This is a genomic window from Hyphomonas sp., assembly GCF_036964145.1.
GTDB lineage: Bacteria > Pseudomonadota > Alphaproteobacteria > Caulobacterales > Hyphomonadaceae > Hyphomonas.
This window is the reverse complement of record NZ_JBALUC010000015.1, coordinates 1-765: the sequence shown is the minus strand read 5'-3', so window position 1 is coordinate 765 and position 765 is coordinate 1. Positions and strand designations below refer to the sequence as shown.

The window sequence follows — 765 nt, the reverse complement described above, 5'->3', positions numbered from 1 at the left end:
GGATGCTTCTGGATTGCTTTGCTCACGCGAGGCTCTAGGGCTCTATAGACAGTCCACTTTGATGGACAAAAACTATGCGGCTATCGCGCCGTCTCCGTTTCTCTTCCTTCGTTCGTTGTTCAGGCTTGCTTTCGGTAAGTCTGGATACTAAGCGAGCCCCGCGGGCGCTTGATCGCCTGTCTTCGACTTTGACCGCGATGGGCCTGGCCCTGACGCAGTCACGGGCCGGTAGCTCAGGTGGTTAGAGCGCACGCCTGATAAGCGTGAGGTCGGAAGTTCAACTCTTCCTCGGCCCACCATCGAAGCCTGCGGCAACGCAGGGCAGGGCACGCGACCTGGCGGGATGCCAGACTACGGGGCCATAGCTCAGTTGGGAGAGCGCCTGATTTGCATTCAGGAGGTCGTCGGTTCGATTCCGTCTGGCTCCACCATCATTTTGGTGGGTGTACGAACGAAAGAAGTTTAGTCCGTTTCTGGGACCTTTGGGTTCCGGGATGTTTGTTATCGTAAGGGAAAGATTGATCCGGCTGGCCGCCACCCCTCGTGGGTCTGCGTCACCAGCCTCAGCCGAATAACCGGCCGCGCAGCAATGTGCGGTATTGGTAAAGGGTCAGTCTGCAAGAAACCAACATGTCTGATCGAGATCCAGTGTGTGGAGCGCAAATGCGTTTTCCACTGCACATGGATTTCAAATAACGATCAAGCGTCAAAAGGGCATCCGGGGGATGTCTTGGCGGTAAGAGGCGATGAAAGACGTGGCACTCT

2 tRNA genes are annotated in these 765 nt (G+C 56.2%); both read left to right on the top strand.

The features are described 5' to 3' along the window. The first annotated feature begins 222 nt into the window (after positions 1-222). A tRNA-Ile gene (locus tag V7660_RS17175) sits at positions 223-299 on the top strand. A 56-nt stretch (positions 300-355) separates the two neighbouring features. Continuing rightward, positions 356-431: transfer RNA gene (locus V7660_RS17170), tRNA-Ala, on the top strand. The last annotated feature ends 334 nt before the right edge of the window (positions 432-765 follow it).